Origin of the sequence: Maridesulfovibrio pacificus (SeqCode) (genome assembly GCF_048612815.1) — a bacterium.
In the GTDB taxonomy this organism is placed as follows: domain Bacteria; phylum Desulfobacterota; class Desulfovibrionia; order Desulfovibrionales; family Desulfovibrionaceae; genus Maridesulfovibrio; species Maridesulfovibrio pacificus.
In genome coordinates, this window is sequence record NZ_JBLZNE010000001.1 from 1,038,852 (window position 1) to 1,055,238 (window position 16,387).

16 protein-coding genes are annotated in these 16,387 nt (G+C 47.0%); 6 read left to right on the forward strand and 10 right to left on the reverse strand.

Going from position 1 to position 16,387, the window contains the following annotated elements:
- Positions 1–192: 192 nt before the first annotated feature.
- Entirely contained in the window at positions 193–1,284 is a 1,092-nt protein-coding gene (locus tag ACNI23_RS04965) for an NADH:flavin oxidoreductase (protein ID WP_420247110.1), read from the reverse strand.
- A gap of 157 nt (positions 1,285–1,441) precedes the next feature.
- On the opposite strand from ACNI23_RS04965, the gene ACNI23_RS04970 reads away from it, so the two are divergent.
- The 6 genes from ACNI23_RS04970 (at position 1,442) to ACNI23_RS04995 (ending at position 8,892) form a co-directional block, all read left to right on the forward strand.
- Complete coding sequence (locus tag ACNI23_RS04970; RefSeq protein ID WP_420247111.1) at positions 1,442–2,965, forward strand: sigma-54 interaction domain-containing protein; 1,524 nt, start codon at positions 1,442–1,444, stop codon at positions 2,963–2,965.
- Positions 2,966–3,208: 243 nt separating this feature from the next.
- The gene (locus ACNI23_RS04975; protein WP_420247112.1) at positions 3,209–3,550 is read left to right on the forward strand and encodes a hypothetical protein; all 342 of its coding nucleotides are present in this window, start codon (positions 3,209–3,211) and stop codon (positions 3,548–3,550) included.
- Between the two features lie 78 nt (positions 3,551–3,628).
- The gene (locus ACNI23_RS04980) at positions 3,629–5,203 is read left to right on the forward strand and encodes a flavocytochrome c (protein WP_420247113.1); all 1,575 of its coding nucleotides are present in this window, start codon (positions 3,629–3,631) and stop codon (positions 5,201–5,203) included.
- A gap of 24 nt (positions 5,204–5,227) precedes the next feature.
- Positions 5,228–5,701 (forward strand): cytochrome c3 family protein, encoded by a 474-nt coding sequence (locus tag ACNI23_RS04985; RefSeq protein ID WP_420247114.1) that lies wholly within the window; start codon positions 5,228–5,230, stop codon positions 5,699–5,701.
- Positions 5,702–5,724: 23 nt separating this feature from the next.
- Positions 5,725–7,392, forward strand: coding sequence for a cytochrome b/b6 domain-containing protein (locus ACNI23_RS04990; protein ID WP_420247115.1), 1,668 nt, complete (start codon positions 5,725–5,727; stop codon positions 7,390–7,392).
- 333 nt (positions 7,393–7,725) lie between these two features.
- Positions 7,726–8,892, forward strand: coding sequence for a dimethylsulfonioproprionate lyase family protein (locus ACNI23_RS04995; protein ID WP_420247116.1), 1,167 nt, complete (start codon positions 7,726–7,728; stop codon positions 8,890–8,892).
- A gap of 77 nt (positions 8,893–8,969) precedes the next feature.
- On the opposite strand, the gene ACNI23_RS05000 is transcribed toward ACNI23_RS04995, so the two are convergent.
- From ACNI23_RS05000 to ACNI23_RS05040, 9 genes are all read right to left on the reverse strand, one after another.
- Entirely contained in the window at positions 8,970–9,248 is a 279-nt protein-coding gene (locus ACNI23_RS05000; RefSeq protein ID WP_420247118.1) for a type II toxin-antitoxin system RelE/ParE family toxin, read from the reverse strand.
- Positions 9,235–9,480 (reverse strand): CopG family ribbon-helix-helix protein, encoded by a 246-nt coding sequence (locus ACNI23_RS05005; protein ID WP_420247119.1) that lies wholly within the window; start codon positions 9,478–9,480, stop codon positions 9,235–9,237. Before ACNI23_RS05005 ends, ACNI23_RS05000 begins: the two co-directional genes overlap by 14 nt.
- A 72-nt stretch (positions 9,481–9,552) precedes the next feature.
- A complete protein-coding gene (locus ACNI23_RS05010; RefSeq protein WP_420247120.1) occupies positions 9,553–10,305 on the reverse strand; it encodes an ankyrin repeat domain-containing protein in 753 nt (250 codons plus the stop codon).
- A 12-nt stretch (positions 10,306–10,317) separates the two neighbouring features.
- Positions 10,318–11,838 (reverse strand): relaxase/mobilization nuclease domain-containing protein, encoded by a 1,521-nt coding sequence (locus tag ACNI23_RS05015; RefSeq protein WP_420247121.1) that lies wholly within the window; start codon positions 11,836–11,838, stop codon positions 10,318–10,320.
- A complete protein-coding gene (locus tag ACNI23_RS05020) occupies positions 11,829–12,134 on the reverse strand; it encodes a plasmid mobilization protein (RefSeq protein ID WP_051249765.1) in 306 nt (101 codons plus the stop codon). The genes ACNI23_RS05015 and ACNI23_RS05020 overlap by 10 nt, the downstream gene beginning before the upstream one ends.
- Positions 12,135–12,401: 267 nt before the next feature.
- The gene (locus tag ACNI23_RS05025; protein WP_420247122.1) at positions 12,402–14,021 is read right to left on the reverse strand and encodes a DUF3987 domain-containing protein; all 1,620 of its coding nucleotides are present in this window, start codon (positions 14,019–14,021) and stop codon (positions 12,402–12,404) included.
- Between the two features lies 1 nt (position 14,022).
- Positions 14,023–14,247: a helix-turn-helix transcriptional regulator gene (locus tag ACNI23_RS05030; protein ID WP_420247123.1), complete on the reverse strand. Its 225-nt coding sequence runs from the start codon at positions 14,245–14,247 to the stop codon at positions 14,023–14,025.
- Positions 14,248–14,552: 305 nt separating this feature from the next.
- On the reverse strand, positions 14,553–15,089 hold the full coding sequence (locus ACNI23_RS05035) for a hypothetical protein (protein WP_420247124.1): 537 nt from the start codon (positions 15,087–15,089) through the stop codon (positions 14,553–14,555).
- 2 nt (positions 15,090–15,091) lie between these two features.
- Positions 15,092–16,297 carry a tyrosine-type recombinase/integrase gene (locus tag ACNI23_RS05040; protein WP_420247125.1) on the reverse strand — a complete coding sequence of 402 codons (1,206 nt, stop codon included), beginning with the start codon at positions 16,295–16,297 and terminating at the stop codon, positions 15,092–15,094.
- Between the last annotated feature and the right edge of the window lie 90 nt (positions 16,298–16,387).

A 16,387-nucleotide genomic window follows, 5' to 3' on the forward strand; every position in this document is an offset into this window, starting at 1 on the left:
TCATTGCCCAGTCGGTTTGCTAAAAATTGATTTGAGCATATAGCCTAGGTAACAATTAATTTTCCAAAAGGAAGCCCGTGTCGAAAGGCACGGGCTTTTTCATTCTCAACAGGCGGCAACGGACGATGATCTACTCCAAAGAACGTAACACTCCTTCGGTTCGCAGGAAAAGTCCGCTTCAAATTCAAAGCACTATTTATCTTTAAATACAGTACAATAATTCCCATCTTCATTCCGACATTTGGAACAATGCACGCATTTTGCCCGTTTTGTATCACCCTCTTTCCAGCGTTTGAACAGATCAGGTTCTGCCAGTAGAGGGCGGGATAAGCCGAAAAGTTCAATCTCCGTTTCGTTAAGTATGGATTCGATATGATCCGGTTGTGACAAGCCGCCCACGGTAATGACCGGGATACCCACATCTCGGCTGATGATGTCGCCATATTCGGCAAAGTAGCCCTGTTTTTTTAGTTCATGACCATCGAAAAATTCACCGGCCAGGGATTTCGCCTTGCCGTGGATATTGCCGGATATTTCTAAACCATCCACGCCCAACTTTTCCAACTTAATACTAATCAACCTTGTTTCATCAAAATTCAGTCCGCCTTCGAAAAATTCACTGGCGGTGAGCTTGACCAGAACCGGATATTCAGCACCGACTTCTTTGCGCATGGCTTCATATATTTCAACCAGAAAACGCATGCGGTTTTCTAATGAACCTCCGTATTCATCAGTGCGCCTATTGTAGTACGGACTCAAAAATTGATTGATCAGGTAGGTATGAGCTGCGTGGATTTCAACCCCATCAAAACCGGATTCCTTGGCCCGCCTCCCGGCATCGGCAAAAGCTTGAACGATATTACTGATATCCTCTTTAGTCATGGGCGTGCCGCAAGTTCCAGTGCTTCTCTCGGGAACATTACTCGGCGCGAAGATCGTCCGTTCGCCTACGTTGTAAGTGGTTTTGGTGCCGCCATAAGCTATCTGAAGGATAATTTTGGAACCGTGTTTGTGTACTGTGTCAGTCAGTTTGCGATAATCGGCTATGAAAAAATCATCGTAGATGCCCATCATGCCCGGATTGGGTTGCTCCTCAGCCACCACATTGGCGTACCCGGTGATGATCAGCCCCACTTCGTTTTCAGCCAGAGTTTTGTATATCTCGTAAAGTCGGGGAGTCATGAGCCCGTTCTCGGTGGTCATGTTTTCCCAGGTGGCACTGCGGACCAGCCTGTTTTTAAGATTCAGCGGACCGAGTTTACACTTTTCAAAGAGAGTCTTCATTTTTCTTCCTAATATGAAATTGTTTGAATCATAACTTTACAGTAAGATGTTACACTTTGTTTTTTTCCCGGAATGGCATTTGCATCAACTGTGCCTGATTCTTGACTCAAATTCTTTACTTTCATAGAAAAGAGTGAACAACAAATTAAGAGCCGATATGAAAACCCCCGACCCGAATCAATTAAATATAGCCGACGTGTTAAAACGCATTGATGAAGTGCGTGACAAGGATCTTCAATGCATCCTTAGAACTGCACTGGAAGCTGCTCAACAGGAACTCCAGAAAAGCACCAATGAACTTCATCGCTTGCGTTTAAATCTGGAGAATTCATTTAACAGCATCCCGGATGCGATTGTCACTGTGGACGAGGATATAAGCATCCTTTCTGCCAACGCGGCTTTCCTTTCCCTTTATGGTGGCATTCTAGCGGACTACAAAGGTAAGACTTTTGAGCAATGTTTCGGCAAAAACTCCGCACCGTACAACAGCGTAATCCGCCAGACCCTGGAGTTGGGCAGGCTGACCTCCCATTTCCGGGTGAATACAATCACGCCCGAGGGCAAGGTATGTAAACTGGAACTCAACGCTGCCCCCTTGCGCACCGGAGAATATAGCTTCGGAGGTGCGGTACTTGTCATTAAGGATATGACCAGACTCGCGGTTCTGGAACAACAACTGGAAGACCGCAAACTGCTCAATAACATGGTCGGAAAAAGCGACTCTATGAAAAGGGTTGCCACTCTGGTGCACAGCCTTTCGGACATTGCCACAACCGTGCTGATTACAGGGGAATCCGGTACGGGGAAGGAATTGATTGCCGATGCATTGCATTACACCGGGGGCAGGGCGGATAAAAGGATTGTAAAGGTGAACTGTGCGGCTTTGTCGGAATCCCTGCTGGAAAGTGAATTGTTCGGGCATGTACGCGGAGCCTTTACCGGTGCTTCACGAGATTCTGAAGGGCGTGTTGCCGCGGCTGAAGGTGGAACCCTCTTTCTTGATGAAATAGGGGATCTGCCGCTCTCCATTCAATTGAAACTGTTGCGGTTTTTGGAGTATAAGGAATACGAACGCGTTGGCAGCTCCAAGCCTCGTAAGGCTGATGTGCGCGTGGTTACCGCTACAAACGCTGATCTGGTGCAGAAGGTTAAAGACGGTTCCTTTCGTAAGGACTTGTATTACAGGCTTAATGTATTTCAGATTGAGCTTCCTCCGCTCAGAGAGCGTCGTGAAGATATTCCGTTGCTGGCGGAAAGTTTTATGAATACCTTTAATAATGAGCTGGGACGCTCCATAAAAGCCATCTCACCGGAATTCATGGATGCTCTTGTTAAGTACGATTGGCCGGGGAATGTCCGTGAGTTGCGGCATTGCATTGAGTATGCGGCAATCCTGTGTCTTGATGAGGTCTTGCAGTCCATCCATCTACCACAGAATTTCAGGAAGAACTTCAATTGTTTTTGTGATCATTCAGATGTGAAACAAGTGGTCCGGCATGAAGCTACGGCTCCTGCTGTAACCTCTGAATCATCTGCCAGACGGTATGCTTTTGATAAGCAAAAGGTACTTGATGCTTTGGAGCAGGCAGAATGGAAGAAAGCTCGGGCCGCTCGAATTCTTGGCATAAGTCGCCCGACACTTTATCGCTGGATGAAGAGGGCTGGGATCCTTGAATTGTAAACCGTAACGCTGACCTTTACACTTTGACATGTTCGGATTGTTTGTTACATGTTTATGTAACGAAAAGTGTAAAGAAGAGTGTGGTGTTACACATTACACTTTGTGTGAAATATAGAACAAACAAAACGTTTGAAACGCTTTTTGTATAATGTTTTTTTAGTATAAAACATTTAAAATTAACTACTTATGTCTACTTTAAAATTGTGGCACGCGAACTGCTAACGGGACGCAGGAGCGTAAATTATGACTCTTAACAGATGTAAAATGCTGACTCCCGACCAATACAATTCCTTGCTCGACGAGAGCATGGGATTATTGGTTGTAGGGTATCTTTCGGATGACCTGATCTCAAGCAGGCAGATGCAGATCCTTGCGGACTTTGCGCAATCTGCTGCAAAGCGAGTGACCTGTGCGATTTTGAATCCCGCATACGGTGCGTACTTCGAGAAGAATCTGAAGTTGGATGGAAGTCCTACTTTTCTGCTTTTCTTCGCCGGAGTGGAACAACGCCGCTTTCTCGGATCAGCCGATTTCGAAGACCTCAGGGAGCTTGCCAGCGGACCTGCGGGTGACGTTGCCTTGTAATCACGGTTGGAGGACTGTGGCAACGAAACTGTGCTGTCCACTGAGACTTAGAGTGCAATTTTAAAGGAGATGAAGTGTATGCCTGATTCTAAGGGTACAAAAGGTAAAGCAGCTATGATGTCCCGTCGTAAGCTGCTCATGAATGGAGGCGCCATGGCGGCTGGAGCTGTCCTTTTCGGTGCGACCGGCAGTCTTGCCAGTGAAAAAGCCCCTTCGGTCCGTTCCGAACTACCGACCACAAAGTGGGACGGAGAATTCGACGTGCTGGTTATCGGCAGCGGTTTTGCCGCTTTGTCCGCAGCTATTGAAGCGCGTCGCAAGGGCCTCGATGTTATGGTCGTTGAAAAAATGCGCGTGCTGGGCGGCAACTCCTGTATCAACGGCGGCCTTTTTGCTGTGGCGGGCAGTGAACTGCAGAAAAAGGAAGGCGTTAAAGACAGCATCGATACCATGGTCAATGATATGCTCAAGGCCGGACGTGGTATCAACCATGTAGAAATTACTAAAGCCATCGCCGAAGGCTCCATAGATGCCTACAATTTCGTTATCCAGTGCGGTGCTGTGTTCAAGCCCAAACTTTCATGGCTCGGCGGACACTCCGTAGCCCGTACCTACCTGACCCACAATGCTTCCGGTTCCGGCATTGTCCGTCCGCTGGTGGATACCGCCCGTGCTGAAGGCGTTGTCCTGCGCACCGGTTGCAAAATGCTCGACTTCATAGTCAATGACGATGAACGCATTGTAGGCATCCGCGTCCGCGACGGTTATCGTTTCCCGGATGAAGAAAGCGGACAGGTTCGGATGTTCCGCGCCCGCAAAGGCGTTGTTCTCGCTACCGGTGGTTTTAGTCAGGATGCTAAGTTCCGTGCTGCCCAAGATCCACGTCTGGCTGGCGAGATCGACAGTACTAACCAACTTGGTGCAACAGGAGAAGCCATGCGCGCGGCCTTTCGTGCCGGGGCTGTTCCCGTACAGATGTCTCTTATCCAGCTCGGTCCGTGGGCTTCTCCCGACGAAAAGGGATTCGGCGTTGCTTCCATGTTCAATATTCAGTCCGGTTTCCGCTACGGTGTAATGGTTGACCGTTCCAGCGGAACCCGCTTTGTAAATGAACTGGCTGACCGTAAGACCCGCGCCGATGCCATGCTAAAAAAAGTAGACGCCAACGGAAGTCCCGACTACCCGATCATCATCGTCGACAGCAAGGGCGCAGAAGCCTGCCCAACTCTGGACCGCTGCCTGAAATACAAGGTTGTGCACGGTTTTGATACCATCGAGCAGTTGGCTAATTTTTACAATGTTCCTGCTGCCAAGCTCTCCGAAACCATCAGCAACTACAATAAATACGTTGCGGACAAGCACGATCCCGAATTCGGCAAACCGCTGAGCACCGCAACTCCCATCGTCAAAGCGCCTTTTTACGCCGTGCGCGGTTGGCCCAAAGTGCACCACTGCATGGGCGGAGTCGAAATCGACGTAAAAGGCCATGTCCTTCATTCCCAGAACTTCAAGCCTATCAACGGCCTTTATGCCGCAGGCGAAGTAACCGGCGGCCCCCACGGGGCAAGCCGTCTCGGCAGTTGCGCAATCACCGACTGCCTGGTCATGGGACGTATCGCTGGCAACAGCGTTGCTGGAAACGAATCTAGTTAAGATTAGTTTAAAAAGGACATTCCAATGAAAAATATAAATAAATTCGCTTTCGGAGCGATTCTGCTTCTGTTTGCAATGGGAATTTTCCTTGCGCCTAACGCACTGCGCGCACAGGATAAAGTTGAAAAAGAAAAGAGTGTTGCTGAAATTGATATGGAGCAGCACAAGACCAAACAGTTCACTATCGACATTATTGACGATGTAGTCTTCGACAAACTTCCAGTCAAAAGCTACCACAAAAAGGTTCACCAGAACGGTGCTAACTGCGAACTTTGCCACGGAGTGAAAGCACCCACAGCACCGCCGGACACCCGCAATTGTGCCAACTGCCACGGCACTCCCGAAGATGTTGCCAAGCGCACTGAAAAACTTGAACCCAATCCGCATAACTCCCCGCACTGGGCCAAGGAACTCCCCTGTGACACCTGTCATAGAGAGCACGGTAAATCTGAGTTTTACTGCAAAAACTGCCACCACTTTGATTACCAGGTTCCCTAAGAATTAATCAGGAGGAATTTCGCATGCTTATTAAACAGGCTTCTGTTTGCCTGGTCTTGACTCTTGCCTTATTTATGGCCGGAGTAGTCCATGCAGCGGGCGATACAGCCGCCCATTCAGAGCAATTATACTCAAAGGCCGCCCAGTTGCGCCAAGGTGCGCTGAAGCAGAATCAGAAATGCTTCTCCTGCCATGGTGATGCTGAGATTACCGCAAGATGGGTAACTGACCGGGGCCGTACTCTTCAGCTACATGTTGATGAGGTGGACTACCGTAACTCAGTGCATAGCGGGCAGAGCTGCCAAAGTTGTCACGAAGGTGCGACTGAAGACGCTTTTGCAAGTGCACCCCATAAATTCAAAAACAAAAAGCCCATGGACTGCCAGTCCTGTCACGGCAACTACTTCAAGGATATCTACGAACAGGTTGACCGCAGCTACCATACCAAAGCCATAGTTAAGAAGGGTAAGGAATTCAGTTGCGCATCCTGCCATGATGCCCATTCTTTCCATCTCCCGGAAAGGACAGAAGAAATAGTATCAGGCGTTGTTGAGACAAACGAACGTTGCTTCAAGTGCCATTCCGACCTGCGAGGATACCAGAAACTGACTGATAAAAAACTGCTCGACCAGAAGATGGGCCATTGGTTTCTGCCCAATAAGGAAAAGCATTTTGAATCCGTTAGCTGCGTAGCCTGTCACGGAGGAAAAGAGGGGACTGAAGTTCACGTAATCATGGAAGTCAAAGACACCAAAATTAACTGCGAGAGCTGTCATTCCAAGTCATCCGCCATGACTAGTAAGCTCAACAAATACCGCAGTGAGCAACGTGCCTTTGCAATGGTTAACAAAGGTCTCTTTGACGATACTGAATTGAAAACTAAAAATGCTGAAGCCATCAAAGCTTCCATGGGCGAAGCTGACTCCATACTCGGCTTTATGAACGCCCGCCTGCTGGATGGCAAATACGTTGTAGGCGTGACCCAGACTCCGTGGTTGAACACTAAGTTTGTCCAGATTCTGGCTGCCATGTTGCTCCTGATCGCAGTACACGCGGCCTTGCGTATGAAAGGCACCAAAGCTGTCCACGCCGACGGTGAGACTGTAACCATGTTCCCCCTTGCGGTCAGGGTATGGCACTGGATCAATGCGGTTCTGTTTGCCATCCTCATTGTCAGTGGATTTGCAATGCACTTCGGGGTAGGCATGCCCTTCGAGCCTGCGCAATCCACCCACGCATACTTTGCTCTTGGGCTTGTAGCACTCTGGATTTTGTATTTACTCTATCTGATCCTGAGCGGACAGCTTATGCAGTATCTGCCGCGTGCGGATTTCATTTCCGCAAGCTTTGCGCAGGCCAAATACTACATGCTGGGTATTTACAGAGGACAAGAGAACCCGGCCGGACATGATCCTGCAAAGCGTCTGAATCCCTTACAGCAGACTGCTTATTTGTCCGTACTCTTAGTGCTGTTCCCTGCATTGATTGCATCTGGGCTGGCTTTGTTTATCCCTGAAGTTATCCCCCCTGAACTGATGGGCATGAGCGGTAAGCATCTCGTTTCTCTGGTTCACACTGGAGCAGCATTCCTGATGGTCCTCTTCATTATAATACATCTCTACCTTTGCACCACCGGAGATAGCGTATTCGCCCTTGTCCGTAGCATGGTCACAGGTAAGATGAAGAAATAACGTTAGCCATAATATACACCTACTGGACGGGGTCCCTCTTACCTGTCTCCTCGTGAAAGATGGGGCTGGGCCGTGAGGTCCAGCCCCTGCTTAAAGCTCAGTTTAAACTGGAGAGAGCATCTTATCTGATATCTGCTGAACAGGTCACAGGTAACCGGTAAGATGATTGAATAGCGTAAGCCATAATATACCTACCGGCAGGGCCCTCATTCCCTGTCACCTCGGAAAAGGAAGGGGTTGGGTCGAACGACTCAGCCCCGTCTTTTTAGATAAAAGTATAAGGATAGAGAGATGTATAAATTTGCACGTGTAATGACTTTAGGGATTTTTTTAATGTTGGTTGGCTCAACTGCTTTTGCTGCAGAGTTTGTTTGCCTGGATGTTCCTGAAAAGAAATGGACAAAGGAAGAGCAGCGCAACATAGACCTTTTTTGGAATGATACTCTTGCCTACCTTGAAGCCTATGTAAAAGCCCTTGAAACTCCCACCGGGAAATGCCTTGATTCTGCGGAAGCAGTAGTCAGTTCTTATAATTCTGAGACAGGTAAGCCCGAAAAAGAATGTATCACCAAGAAACGTGATGTTGAATTGCTGATCAAGCACGTCAAAGCTGTTCTTGCCGAGCCGGAAAAGGCTAAGCGCTGCTTCGATCCACAGTTAAGCAATTCTAATGGTTGGACTAAGCTTTACACTCCCAGCAGGGAACTCCAGAACTATTCCCCGGTTTCCAAGTGGTTGAACCGTCCAGTTGCTGTTGACTATTTCGAAAAGGTAAAAGATCCTGAAATCAAAAAGGCTGGCATTGAACTCAACAAAAACTTCGTTGCGATTGCTTCTAAAACAGATAGCTCTGACCATTTTAGCCGAGATGTCACTCTTAAGGGCTTGCCTCACCTTTGGTCTTCTGTAGGTTGGATTCCTTTTTATGCTGAAAGCGAAAAGGCATGGAACAAAGATATTCGGGGTGGTTACCTCTATGCTGAGGTGATGGGGCCATGGGGTAACCTACGCATCGATACCATTGATGGCGAAACCGTTGGGGCTGAAATCGGCATGACCGCGCAGTTGAACGATTCATCTTACCCAGTGCACTTCCACCATCCGCAGGAAATATACATGACCTTGACCACTCCTGAACACCCTAAACAGAATCAGTTTCTGCTGATGGATTGGGATAGTGATCAGTTTGAAGCTGTCCGCACTGAAGACGGATTTGACGTAGAGGTTAAAGGAGAAGGCAAATGGGAGAATTGGTATATGAGCGCAGACCCGAAAGAGAACTGGCTTATCTATCTTGAACGTAATGCGCTTCATGCATTTTATGCTGGAGATGACAAGAATGCAGACTTAGAAAATAGCGGTTGGGTAAGTGTCTGGGCTCGCACAACAGCGCGTGACAATAATCAGACAACTCAGATATCTGTCCCTGCGGACAAGAACACAAAAAGAATTTTGCCTGATACACATGTTCATGCTCATACCAAGCGCTGGAAACCATAATATTATTTTAAATGTTTAATATATAAAAACCGGGACGTTCGTAAGGCCGTCTCGGTTTTTTTATGAAAAAAGGTAAATCAAATCTTCTGAGATGAATGGAAAATATTAAGAATATCAACCGCTTCACCCTGAATACGGTAGGGGATAATGTAAGGTGAGATAATCACTTCTCGTGTCATTGGAACTCGACCGGGACGGCCACTTTCTGGGAACTGTTTCAATCGCTGGCAGCCGTCCCATATACGTTTTGCTTCGGATTCCATGACTTCTTCGTCAGCTTGCTCAGCTAGATAGCGGCGGATAGAATTAAGATCTCTGATTGCGTTCTTTGTCCAATTGATTCTAGTCAGCTTCAACCTTTAATCCCCACTTTCCGAAAGCTTCTTCTACTTCGGATGTTGTAGCGAATTCGCCTCTATCAGCCTGTTCAAGGCTTTCAACCGTCTGGGCTATCTGCCATGCCTGTTCTTCAAGAAAACGCTCCAGCGCGCTTGCAACAAGAAAGGACTTGCTGCGGTTCGTCGCTTTGGCAAGGGCATCAAGCTTTGATGCGGTTTCATCTGAAACTCGTGCGGTAACTGTGCTCATAGTTAACTCCTTTTAGACAATGTAGACATTGTATACATTGTAGTCAACTTTCTGATCGAGAGCTATTTTGACCTAATTATTAAGCTCTTCCTTTAGTCGCGCGGTTTTAACCAATTGATTTTCCAATTCCTCAAGTAAAGGATTAACTTTTTGTTCCGCTTCAACAGACTGACTGTTGGCTGCTTTTCGCCGTTCCTTTACCATTTCCTTAAAGGCTTCAAAGTCTCTACCGTTCTCGTCTTTGAGGGTAGGATCTGCTCCAAGCTTTAGAAGTAGCTTGACCGCTTCAAGTCTGTCACTGCCGTAAGCATAGTGAAGCAGGGGATGGCCTTCTATGCCGTCCACATTGAAGCCCATTGAGATGAACGCCAGCAACATTGCTTTGCAGTTATCCGAAAGAAAGCTGTTATATATTGCCGGTAATCCTCCGTCTGAAGGTTCATCATAAATATCAGCACCAAGAGCGACCATGGTCGTTACTGCTTCCACGGACAGACCGCAGGCCGCACGGTGTAAGGGAGGGCCGTAATTGCCATCTTCTACGGTTAGGGATGCGCCGTACTCATGCAGCATGATGATTGTTTCTGCTTTGCTCGCGTAGCATATGGGGGTGAGGTCTTCGACGTTACGGTTATTGGGATCTACACCGACATCAAGCAGCAGCTTTGTGGCATCGGTGTTATCGTTTAAGGCTGCGATATGGAGCAGTGAGTCTCCATATTCAGTGACATGGCGCGGATTGCCGCCATGCTCCAGCCATTCCCATACGGCTTCAATGTCGTGTTTGCTGAGCGCATCTTCGATATTCCCTTCGTAATGATTCATTTACTGACTCCTTTACCTGCTCAATAGTTTATTAATTCCAGCTTTTAAAGTCTTTTTGCGGCTTCTGGGGTTCATAATCTTTTGAACTAGAGCTGAGCTAATCTTTCCAATTCGTTCAAAACTTGCTCCAATTCGCTCTGCAAGTCCCGGCAACCTTGTATTTCCTTTTCCAGCTCGGCTATCTTTTGATTTTGTTCGCCCAGACGGCGTGCTTGTTCCTCTTCGATTCGGCTCAGCGCGTCCAATAAGCTCTTCTGTAATTCGTTCATGGCTTAATCCTTGAGTAAAATGGCGGGACGGTTTCCTGATTGCCAATTCTGCTTCAGGCTTGTTCCGGCTGGTAGAACTATGAACCTGCGGTTGTTGTCCAGAAGGGGCGTTACTCCCCAGCTTACGAGCTTTTTCTCTATTGTCCTCTGGTGTTCTATCTTCTGGGAAAGTTCTGCTAGGGTTGTTCCCTGAAGATCTATCCAGAATAGAGTCCCGCCCACTAGGACCAGACAGCAAACGAATGTCACCGCTAATGATACTGCGACTGGGATCTTCAAGGATCGGTGCATGTCGCGGATTAAGGTTTGTTGAATTTTCGAGAGTTCTGCGGTCTCTGTTTTTATAGCGGTTTCGATGGTACTCAGCTCGTGTTTGGCGGATTTTAGAAACGCTTTTCTCAAGCTCTGCAATCCTTCTTGAATTATCTGCTTGGAACTTTGCGCTTGTTCTTCCATCTGCTCCTTCATTTTCTCGGCTAAGCTCAGCGCGTTGTTTGAACTGCTCGGCTGTCCATGATCTTGCATAAAGTACTCCTTTTAGCCTGATGCGGCGGTTTTTCCGTTTCTGGGAAACAGTGCTTTGGTCGTTTTCTGGTAGTTCAATAGTTATGTATTCTTTGCCTTGGCGCGGTACACCAAAACCGAATTCCTCAATAGTCCTGACTATGTCTTGCCGGTTATGAATAAGACCGGCTTCCACACCTTGAACGATCGCTTCAGTTACGGTTCGTCTTACCTCTGAGGCATTGCCGGATTTATAGCTCTGTATCGAGCTGCCCGGACTGACCAACCTTGCGCGTTTCATTTCATCAGGGCGTGCCCAGTTGTGACGACGGTTGTGAAGTTCACACCACGGATTATACTGTTTCTCCCATCCCGGCGGGCAGGGATTGAAAGCTTTATCTGATCGCAACTCCGTGCGCGGAATCACAAAATGCATCTCATGATGGCCAGCATGGCTGTGGCGAACCCAAAGGATTGAATATTGATCCGGTTCAAGTCCTGCAAAAGCGTATGATTCAAAGCTATTCATCAATTTTACTTCGTCTTCAGGCGTGACCTTGTCCTCTGGTGCCCATGAGAGAACGCCGGAAGTGTATCGCCATTTGCGGGTAGTGGTATCGATGAGGTCTGAGGTTAAGTCAGGATCTCCACGCAGTACTTCAGGTGGATTCTCCTTTCTCTTGGAGTCCTTTTTACCCGTCACATATTCAACGACCTTCGCACCACGTCCGACTCCGTGCCGGAACACTTTCATAAGCATTTGAGCTGCTCCTTGATTTCGAGGAGAGCTAGAACCACCTGTGCCGCTTCAGCATTTTTCTTATAAGTATTTGCCCAACGAGCTATTTGGTTCATGTTGTTGCCGATGCGGGCCAAGTGGATGACTTTTTGTCTTTCTGCTTTCGTCTTCCTGACTCTTGGGCGATTGAGTTTTTCGCGCACATAATCGCCTAGGCTCATGTCTTCGGCTTCAGCCTGAAGCTTGAGTATTTTCTTTTCCGATGGAGTGACACGTGTGTTCACGAACTCGGTGCGTTTCTCTTCATTATTCTTCATGGAGTCTAAACCTCGCAGAGAGTGGAGTGCTTGCACGGCTCTTAATCTTACGTGGGATCGAAGGGAGAGAATCTCCCTCGCCAGTTCCCGATGTGCAACATTGGGTAAACTGGCTTGGACAGCTACAGCACATTACTATGTACGAATCTTGGTCTATCGTGCTGGCGCGAAATTGGGTCGCAGGTTTAACTCCATGGAGAAATATGAGAGCACTTTTATCAATATGAGTTATTAACCTTAAAATACGTGTCATAGGTGTCATAGCCGTCATTCCTGTTGTAGATCCTTGTTTTCATAACCATTTTTAGAAGTGACACCTGATGACACCTGAAAAATAGGTGTCACCTTAGATGTCACTTGCTTATCACCTTGAAATTCTAAACTTTTATTATCCTCAGTGACATCTGTGACGCCTATGACACCTTTTTCTACTGGGAAGTATCTTGAAAGAGTTTCGATGATTTCCGGGGTCAGTTTAGCGCCACGTTCCTTGCTGCTACGTCCCGTTTCGATGCCTAATTTTTTGTATGTTTTGCCAACTGCATCCGGCTTGATGTGAAATGATTCTGGCAATTCATAATTAAGGAATTCAACAATACGTGAGGTGGGAAGCAGGGCCTGATTTAGTTCTTTGGAAAGGGCAACAATTGCTTGCGCAACTCTCCGTTCAATGGCTGAAGCTTCCTGAAATTTGTTTCCGGCAGAAAGTAAGGTCCAGACTTGTCTTTGCTGTTCCTGAAGCCATTCCATCAAAACAATGGTTCGCTGAATTGATTCATGATGAACAGGACTCATCTCAGATTTGCCAGTGCTCCAGCAGTCCAACATGTGAATAATCAGGCAGATTTTGAAGAAAGCACCGCGTAATTTAGGTGCAAGAGATTCGAATTGTTCAAGCTCCGGTTGATACCAGTGAGACAGAACCTGATTGTCGTACCAGTCTTTGACTTTGTGTTTGGCTGCATCGGATAGCTTGATTATTTCAGGGGAGTTCTCCGGACCAAAATTCAAGTCTAATGCCTGATGAATGAATCCATGGATATGGTCAGCCGGTTCTCCATCAAAACTTTCAGATGTCCATAGAGGCGGAGCTTCTTGCTCACAACGAATGAAAAGGAAGCGGGGCAGAAAGCCGGAAACAGTATCTTTGTGCTTGAAGAGTGACGGAAGTAGATCCGGCTGGACTGTCCCGAAGATAGAAACGCAGGCGTGCGGTATATGAAGGGCATCCTTAGTGCTGCGAGACACTTTCCATGCGCCACAATCGTATGCGGAAAGCAGGCGGGCTTTGTCTCCTCCGTCACTGCCTTTGTTGTCGTAGCGGCCTAGATCGGCCAGCAGGCCGGAAAGTTCATCACGGTACCAGAGAATGCCACGGGGATTATTGGACAGAATTGAACCAACGGCTTGCGTGGTACTGTCCTCAACGTAAATTTGCTCCCAAGTAGGGTAGATGGGTTTGTCTGGAAGTGTGTCGTTTTTGCGCTGAGCGCGAGCAAAAGAGCTTTGCCATTCCCTTAATTCCAGCTCGTATGCTTCTAACTCTCGCTTATGCTCTTTAAATGCAGCATTCTCTTGCTCATGAATTGGTTTCAATATGGCATTTGAGCACGGACTTTTACCCATGCCCGACCGCGCTACCAGTCCCCAATATAGATTCGGGTGCGTGATCCAGCTTGGTTTAACTTCAAGGCCTCTGGTTCTTCCGACTGCTGCACCGATCACAGCAAGAAAGGTTACAGCAGGAACGGCAAAAGGAACCGTAAAAGCTGAAGCTGCTACGGATAGCGAGTCTTCAACACTGGCCGGGAGAACTCCTTGCGGGAAAGAGGTTGGCGAGGGGAGCAAGTTACTCCCCTCAAAAGCCATGGACGCCATATTAGACATGTTAGGCTTCGCTCTGATTTGGGAGTTCTTCAATCAGTCTGCGAATATCACAAACACGCCATGCTGTTGTGCGTTCAGTCAGTTTGACCGGCTTCGGGAATCTGCCGGTCTGAATACCTTTCCACCAAGTTGTTTTAGATACCGGGATGACCTTCAGGACATCTACAAGTCTCACAAAGCCCGTATTAGGCAGGTGGTATGAAGTCTGGTTTGTTTCGGTTCTCATAAGCTTTCCTCCGTTTTTTGACGTTTGAGGAAAGCCTACAAGAATCGAATTTGTTTGCTAGACGGGTTGAAGGGGTAAAAGGGGTAAAAAATAAATGTTTTTTTCTAATATACTAAAAAGTTAGATCTTTTTTTGAGAGAAACAGTTTTATAATTTGGGTTTAAATTGAAATTTTTATCCGTATTATGCTGTCAGTCGTCGAGTTTTACCCCTTTTGGCATACAACTCCATGCTTCAGATAAAGCTGATCCAAATGGTTTACCCTTTAGATTTTTATAGTCGGGGTAGTGAGAAATTACACGAGCTTAAAAGTCTTTTTGTTTGACTATGACACGGTCAGCCCTATGTGTAGTATTCTCTCTAATCGTATCAGCCATAGCTTTACACGCAGGACTAAACCATTTTTTCCAATTGTTTTTACTTATTGTTTCATGTGCTTCAGCAAGCTCGGCTCTTAATGATTCGACATGCTGTTCTAAGGCATTAATATATTCTTCTGTTGTTAAACCTTTTTCATGAAGGTGTGTTGCTATTTTTTCTTCTGAATTGATTTTTTGAGGGTTAATAATGCTTTTACGTTCATGCAATCTTCCTTCAATAACTTGTTCCAATGTTCTATGCAGCCATGCTTTTTCATATCTAGAATACGTGTATTTGCATGCTAGATAAAATAGCAGGATGCTAAATATCATTATTATTATCTGCGTGAATGTGCTTAAATTGATAGAGATAGTGCCTAACATAGAAAGCAGAAAAAATAATCCTAAGATGATCAGTCCTTCAAAGAGTAGAAAAGTTAAAGCCGTCATTCTCAATGCTGTACGTGTCAATTTACCAATCATAATTAATCTCCAAGAATGGACGGTATTTCTGTATCATTTTTCAAAGCATCTAAATAATCAGCCCACCATTGCATCATCTTGCGCCGTTCCGGTAGATAATCGGCATGGTTGTATGCTGCACGCACGCTATTTCCCTCAACGTGAGCAAGCTGTCTTTCAATCACGTCTGGCTTCCAACCGTTTTCATTAAGGTTGGTTGAAGCCATGGAGCGGAAGCCGTGTCCTGTGAGTTCTTCTTTGGTGTATCCGAGACGGCGCAGAGCACCGTTAACGGTATTTTCGCTCATGGGCGTTAGCTTGCTGCGTACACTTGGAAATAGAAACTCACCATCACCGGTCAGTGGTTTTAGTTCATATAAAATTTCTAAGGCTTGCCGGGATAATGGAACGATATGTGGGCGACGAGCTTTCATTTTACCCGCAGGGATTCGCCATTCTGCGGCTTCGAGGTCAATCTCACTCCATAAGCCGTGCCTCAGTTCTCCGGGACGGACGAAAACTAACGGAGCCAGTTGCAAAGCGCACTTGGTTATGTGTCTGCCTTCATATTCATCAATACTGTTGAGCAATGGGCCGATTTGTTTAGGGTCGGTTATTGTCGCCATGTGTTTGTGCTTTACTGGCGGAAGAGCTCCTTTAAGATCTGAAGTGGCGTCGCGAGTAGCGCGGCCGGTCGCTACGGCATAACGTAAAACCTGACCGAGAATACTTCGCACACGGTGAGCTGTTTCAAGCGCACCCCGGCTTTCAATTCTTCTTAGGACTTTCAAGATATCCGGCGGTTCAATTTCACTGACAACCATTTTGCCGATCCAAGGGAAACAGTTCAGTTCAAGACGTCTAATAACTGTTTGGGCGTGTCCAGCGGTCCAAGTACTTTTGAATTTGGTGTGCCATTCGCGGGCAATTGATTCAAATTCATTTTCTCCACTTGCCGCAGCTTGTTGGTCCTTTTTGTATTCGGAGGGGGTTATGCCACGTTCTAGAATTTTACGTTGTTCATCTCGCTTATCTCGTGCTTCTTTGAGGCTAGTCGCAGGGAATGAGCCTATGGCCATCATTTTTTCTTTGCCGTTAAAACGATACCGGTATCTCCATAACTTTGTGCCCGAGGGGGTGACTTCAAGACACAGCCCGTTTGAATCCCCAAGGCGATACAATTTCTTTTTGGGTTTTGCGGCTTGAATCTGCTTTACGGTAAGAGCCATGCGGGTTCCTCCTTTTTGCGGGTAGATTGGATGAGTATTTGCGATATACTCGATCGTCTACCCATATCAAACCACGGATGTCAACGGGGT

Excerpts from the sequence above, each read along its gene's own strand:
- ACNI23_RS05010 (WP_420247120.1), bottom strand. The coding sequence starts at position 10,305 with ATGAATCATTACGAAGGGAATATCGAAGATGCGCTCAGCAAACACGAC.
- ACNI23_RS04990 (WP_420247115.1), top strand. The coding sequence starts at position 5,725 with ATGCTTATTAAACAGGCTTCTGTTTGCCTGGTCTTGACTCTTGCCTTA.
- ACNI23_RS05025 (WP_420247122.1), bottom strand. The coding sequence starts at position 14,021 with ATGTCTAATATGGCGTCCATGGCTTTTGAGGGGAGTAACTTGCTCCCC.
- ACNI23_RS04985 (WP_420247114.1), top strand. The coding sequence starts at position 5,228 with ATGAAAAATATAAATAAATTCGCTTTCGGAGCGATTCTGCTTCTGTTT.
- ACNI23_RS05005 (WP_420247119.1), bottom strand. The coding sequence starts at position 9,480 with ATGAGCACAGTTACCGCACGAGTTTCAGATGAAACCGCATCAAAGCTT.
- ACNI23_RS05040 (WP_420247125.1), bottom strand. The coding sequence starts at position 16,297 with ATGGCTCTTACCGTAAAGCAGATTCAAGCCGCAAAACCCAAAAAGAAA.
- ACNI23_RS04970 (WP_420247111.1), top strand. The coding sequence starts at position 1,442 with ATGAAAACCCCCGACCCGAATCAATTAAATATAGCCGACGTGTTAAAA.
- ACNI23_RS04965 (WP_420247110.1), bottom strand. The coding sequence starts at position 1,284 with ATGAAGACTCTCTTTGAAAAGTGTAAACTCGGTCCGCTGAATCTTAAA.
- ACNI23_RS05015 (WP_420247121.1), bottom strand. The coding sequence starts at position 11,838 with ATGCTTATGAAAGTGTTCCGGCACGGAGTCGGACGTGGTGCGAAGGTC.
- ACNI23_RS05020 (WP_051249765.1), bottom strand. The coding sequence starts at position 12,134 with ATGAAGAATAATGAAGAGAAACGCACCGAGTTCGTGAACACACGTGTC.
- ACNI23_RS04975 (WP_420247112.1), top strand. The coding sequence starts at position 3,209 with ATGACTCTTAACAGATGTAAAATGCTGACTCCCGACCAATACAATTCC.
- ACNI23_RS05030 (WP_420247123.1), bottom strand. The coding sequence starts at position 14,247 with ATGAGAACCGAAACAAACCAGACTTCATACCACCTGCCTAATACGGGC.
- ACNI23_RS05035 (WP_420247124.1), bottom strand. The coding sequence starts at position 15,089 with ATGATTGGTAAATTGACACGTACAGCATTGAGAATGACGGCTTTAACT.
- ACNI23_RS04995 (WP_420247116.1), top strand. The coding sequence starts at position 7,726 with ATGTTGGTTGGCTCAACTGCTTTTGCTGCAGAGTTTGTTTGCCTGGAT.
- ACNI23_RS04980 (WP_420247113.1), top strand. The coding sequence starts at position 3,629 with ATGCCTGATTCTAAGGGTACAAAAGGTAAAGCAGCTATGATGTCCCGT.